General features: G+C 33.6%; 4 protein-coding genes. All 4 read left to right on the top strand.

The features are described from left to right. Positions 1 to 364: 364 nt before the first annotated feature. The 4 genes from ACJMML_RS07720 to ACJMML_RS07705 all read left to right on the top strand — a co-directional run bounded on the left by ACJMML_RS07720 (position 365) and on the right by ACJMML_RS07705 (position 4571). On the top strand, positions 365 to 2116 hold the full coding sequence (locus tag ACJMML_RS07720) for a DUF262 domain-containing protein (protein WP_405306753.1): 1752 nt from the start codon (positions 365 to 367) through the stop codon (positions 2114 to 2116). Between the two features lie 265 nt (positions 2117 to 2381). Beyond that, positions 2382 to 3536: a hypothetical protein gene (locus ACJMML_RS07715; RefSeq protein ID WP_405306752.1), complete on the top strand. Its 1155-nt coding sequence runs from the start codon at positions 2382 to 2384 to the stop codon at positions 3534 to 3536. A 1-nt stretch (position 3537) separates the two neighbouring features. Then, positions 3538 to 4314, top strand: a complete 777-nt coding sequence (locus tag ACJMML_RS07710; protein WP_405306751.1) for a hypothetical protein — start codon at positions 3538 to 3540, stop codon at positions 4312 to 4314. A gap of 65 nt (positions 4315 to 4379) precedes the next feature. Then, entirely contained in the window at positions 4380 to 4571 is a 192-nt protein-coding gene (locus ACJMML_RS07705; RefSeq protein WP_292852872.1) for a hypothetical protein, read from the top strand. Positions 4572 to 4596 lie beyond the last annotated feature (25 nt).

Genomic DNA, 4596 nt, shown 5'->3' with positions numbered 1-4596 from the left:
TCTATTCACCCAGGCCTCCCCACACACGCCTCCGCTTACGCTCCGGCGTGGGGGTCGGCCTGGGCGAATTGGCTCGCTTATAACATGAGTATGGCAAGGTTGCTCTAGTTTGGGCAAATCCTTGACAGTACTGTTAATGTAATAAAAACTAATTTTTAAAACCTTCATTTGGTGAGGTGGCACGGACATTACCATCCGCCATATTGAAAATCAATTCTGGCTCAACCTGTGCATATATATCGCAGTGCAGGAGATTTCACACCCAGTTATGGAATCGTCATCGTTAATGATAACTATTTTAATAATGTTTTTAAATTGTGAGGAATATACATCTTAAATAACATAACATAATTTGGAGGTAATTATGTCAAAATTAAATATAGATCAGAAAACTGTTAAAGAACTTTTCAGCGGAAAGAAAACAAATTTTCTGATTCCAGATTATCAAAGACCCTATGCATGGGGTGAAACTGAATGTATGACATTATGGGAGGATTTATTCCTTTTTTCATTCCCAAATAATGATTATGAAGACTTTGATAGTGACAGTGATGAATACTTCTTAGGCCCAATTGTCACATTTAAAAATGACAATGGCCAAATGGAAATAATCGATGGTCAACAAAGGTTAACAACATTAATGTTATTGCTTCGTGCATTTTATGACCGTTATGGGAATATGCGGGATGATAAAGCTTTAAAAACAAGTAGAAGTATTGAACAATGTATTTGGAAAACAGATGAATTTGGAGATGCAGATAAATCAATATTGAAAATTGATTCAGAAGTTGCATCTGATGAAGATAAAGAAGAATTCCTAAATATTCTAAGAACAGGTATTGTATCTGATAAGGAAGATAGTACCTATGCCAATAACTATAGATTTTTCCAAAAGAAAATTGAAGAATTCTTAAATATGTATCCTGATTGGTTCTCATTCTTACCAATAAGAATTATGAATAATTGTATATTGCTCCCTATTGAAGCTGAGTCTCAAGATACGGCATTAAGGATTTTTTCCACATTAAATGATAGAGGAAAACCATTATCTGATGCTGATATTTTCAAAGCACAATTTTACAAATACTATTCTGACAAAGGTGAAAAAGATTCATTCATGGAGGATTGGAAAGACCTGGAAATGTTATGTAATAAAATATTTCCTGCTTCAACCGGTTCAGCATTAGATGAAATATTCACAAGATACATGTATTATGAGAGAGCTAGAAAAGGTATTAGAGCATCAACCACAGAAGCTTTACGTAAGTTTTATGAAAAAGATGGATATGCTCTTTTAAAGAATGATGAAACATTTGATAACCTAATTGATTTAGCTCAATTTTGGAAAGATATATTACAACAAAATAAGGAAAGATTTTCTGAAAGAGTATTAAAAAGATTATATGTTTTGAATTATGCTCCTAATGGAATGTGGACATACTTTGTTTCAGTTTATTATATGTCCTACCGTGAAGATGGTGGTGCACTTAATGATGAACACTTTTATCAATTCTTAAATAAAATAACTGCTTTTATTTGGGCATATGCAATAACTAATCCTGGTGTGAACACGTTAAGAACTCCAGTTTATCCTGAAATGATTAATCTTGTTAATAAAGACCCAGTAGACTTTAATGAATTTTTATTTAATGAAGCTAAGGTTAACAATCTATTTAGAAACTATGATTTCAGTAATTATAGGAAAATCACCAAATCAATGTTAACTTGGTGGGCATTCCAAGATCCTGAACAACCTCTTTTACTATTGAATGATAAAATGGATATTGAGCATATTTATGCTAAGAGACGTCAAGAAAAAGACCACACTCTTAGCGATCCAAAGAATATAGAAAGTTTGGGAAATAAGTCACTTTTAGAAAAAGGAATTAATATTAGTGCTTCTGATTATCGTTTTGATGATAAACGTAAATATTATCTTGGCGGATATACCACCCGTAGAAATCAAGTCAAAGAAGGTACTAAGATTAAGGAATTAAGAGACCTTGCTACCAATGCAGCTGATTTTATAGAAGATGATATTATTAATCGTCATGATGAAATTATTTCTAGTTTCATAGAATTCATGGGCTATAATGGATTACTTATCAATGAATAATATTTTATCATAGCTATTGAATAATTAAATCAATAGCTACTATTTTTATTTTTATTAATGGACTTTTACATTAACATCAATAATATTGCAAATCAAACTTGGCTCAACCCGTGCATATATATCGCAGGGTAAAGGAATTCAAGTTCTAAATAGGGAATCGTTAATGTTAATGTGAATATTACTTTTTTTATTATATTATTTATATAAAAAAGATAATAAAATATTAATCATGACATTGCAGAAAAAATTACAGATAAATATTGTCATGAGTAACTACAACCAAAGAAGTGGTATCTATTCATCCAGCTATGATTATATCTTATTAGATTCTTTAGCCAGTAGTTCTTACTCCAATTTATTCAGAAGTGATTTGAAAAACCTAAAGATCAAAACAAAAAACAATACAGAATGTCAAGTATTATACATCCCATCTTATGGATCTCAACCGGCAGCTATTCTAGTTAGAGTTCCTGTCAGTCAGATTTCACAAACAACAAAGCTATTGGTTGATGTTCATGATACTTCAACAGCCTTCAGCAGCACTTTAACAACTGGTAATGATGTGTTAATGTTTGATGCAAACTCTGATACCTACTCACAATTTTTCATGAACTACTCAGGTTTAAGTATCAACAATGACTCAACAGATGGCGGTCAATTTCTTAGAGCAAGATTTGTTCCTAACCTTGACGGAACTTCTCCAACCGATTTAATTACAACATTTGCTTCAGGTCAATCTTTAAGTAACAATCGTGTTACTGTAGCCAGATTTAAACGTATTGGAGGTAATGTTGATGTTAATGATAATGCAACATATCATGGTTCAACTTTTGGAAATGTCATGATGCAAGTTGATGGCAGTCTCACAACATATGGAATAGATACGAAAGGTACAACATGCTACTGGGCTGATGAGGAAAAGGACTATTGCATGTTTAATGGTGCTGAAACTTTAGTAATGGCCAGTTCCTTTGATGCTTATGCTTCAGGCAGTGATGAAGAAGGAAATTATAAACAATACCATCGTCATGGCCGTGTAGGGACTGGAACTTCAAATAGTTCAGATTACCTGGAAGGATTCAGTAGAAACAATCCCGGCAAGATTTATGAAACCAGCTATGCGGAAATTCAAATCTCCCCAACATTTTACGCTACAACTGACTTTGAAGATTTCAATTATGTTGATCTAAAATGGTTACTCATATTCCCATCACCATTGTTTGCAGCTAATGGAATTCCAACAGTAACAGTAACAGAAAGAACTAAAACAGGAATTCGTTTATATAAAGGAAGCCACGAATACACTAAGGCCTACAGAGGCTCAACATTAATGTGGGACGCTAATGATGATGACATGGAAGATACTGGACTTCACATTCCAGATAAAATAATTAACAAGAATTGGGATTGGGTGTTTTAAAATGATAATCGATTATGATGTAAATTCAACAATAGGACATGGACGTGGATATCCGACAGGACTGGAACATTCAGAAAAAATGGATGTAATAGCTTGTTTACTCGATGAGGGAGATAGAAGTTATGTTAATGAAGAGCATACTGCTTGGATTTGCTCCAATCAATGTGCAGTCGGTGAAATGGTAACGTTGGATGAATCATCCACAATGGAGCATACAATAGTTAGAAAAGCCAAAGCAGGCGAACTTGCTTTTGGATATCTGTTAGGTAAAGTGCAGGTCAAGACTTCAGGATTAACTTTAGTGGCTGTGGCCGTATTGGGTGATGTTTTCAGATTGAAACTCAAAAGACCAGCACCTGCAGATATATTGCCGAATACAAGAATATACATTGACAGTGACGGTGAATGTAATCCAGTTCAAGGCCATGATTTAAGATTGCTTTCAATCGTTAATCTAACGGAAAACGAAGATACGCAGTACATTAGAGTCTATAGGCAAATGTCAGAAATCGAAATGTATCCTGAATCTCAGAACTGTATTGATCTTGGGGACTGCTCATTTGAACAGGATGAAATAACTCATGTAGTCAATATGATCGTACCAACAGAGTCCAATATCATGGCACAGGCCAATTATGTTAAAGATGCAGACGGAGTAACATATTGTGAGCTTCCCGATGTAGCTATTGTCAATGATGTCAGATTCGTTTGGGAAGATAACAAATTGTATATGGAATGGGATGGCTGTGATGATGGCAAAGATATATACCTTATATAAAATAGATAATAAAATATATAATAAATTACATAATAAAATATATAATATTAAAGTGAGGTTATGACATGACAATAAGGAAACTTGTGGGAACTTTGGAAAATAAAGGGCCATACATTGACCAGGCAACGGGCCATTGGTTTTACTGGAATGGAACTAGATATGTCGATAGTGGTTATCCTTATGCTGTTAAACCGATAATATCATTTAAAATCGAAGATGGAATTTTATACTACTCAATAACTTGGGAGGCACAATGAAATACATAAAATACTTTGAAACGTT

This window comes from Methanobrevibacter sp., assembly GCF_045130115.1.
GTDB lineage: Archaea > Methanobacteriota > Methanobacteria > Methanobacteriales > Methanobacteriaceae > Methanocatella.
Note: the sequence above shows the minus strand (reverse complement) of the source record. Positions and strands in the feature narration are given on the sequence as shown.

Coding starts and splice junctions, on each gene's coding strand:
- ACJMML_RS07705 (WP_292852872.1), top strand. CDS start 4,380: ATGACAATAAGGAAACTTGTGGGAACTTTGGAAAATAAAGGGCCATAC.
- ACJMML_RS07710 (WP_405306751.1), top strand. CDS start 3,538: ATGATAATCGATTATGATGTAAATTCAACAATAGGACATGGACGTGGA.
- ACJMML_RS07720 (WP_405306753.1), top strand. CDS start 365: ATGTCAAAATTAAATATAGATCAGAAAACTGTTAAAGAACTTTTCAGC.
- ACJMML_RS07715 (WP_405306752.1), top strand. CDS start 2,382: ATGAGTAACTACAACCAAAGAAGTGGTATCTATTCATCCAGCTATGAT.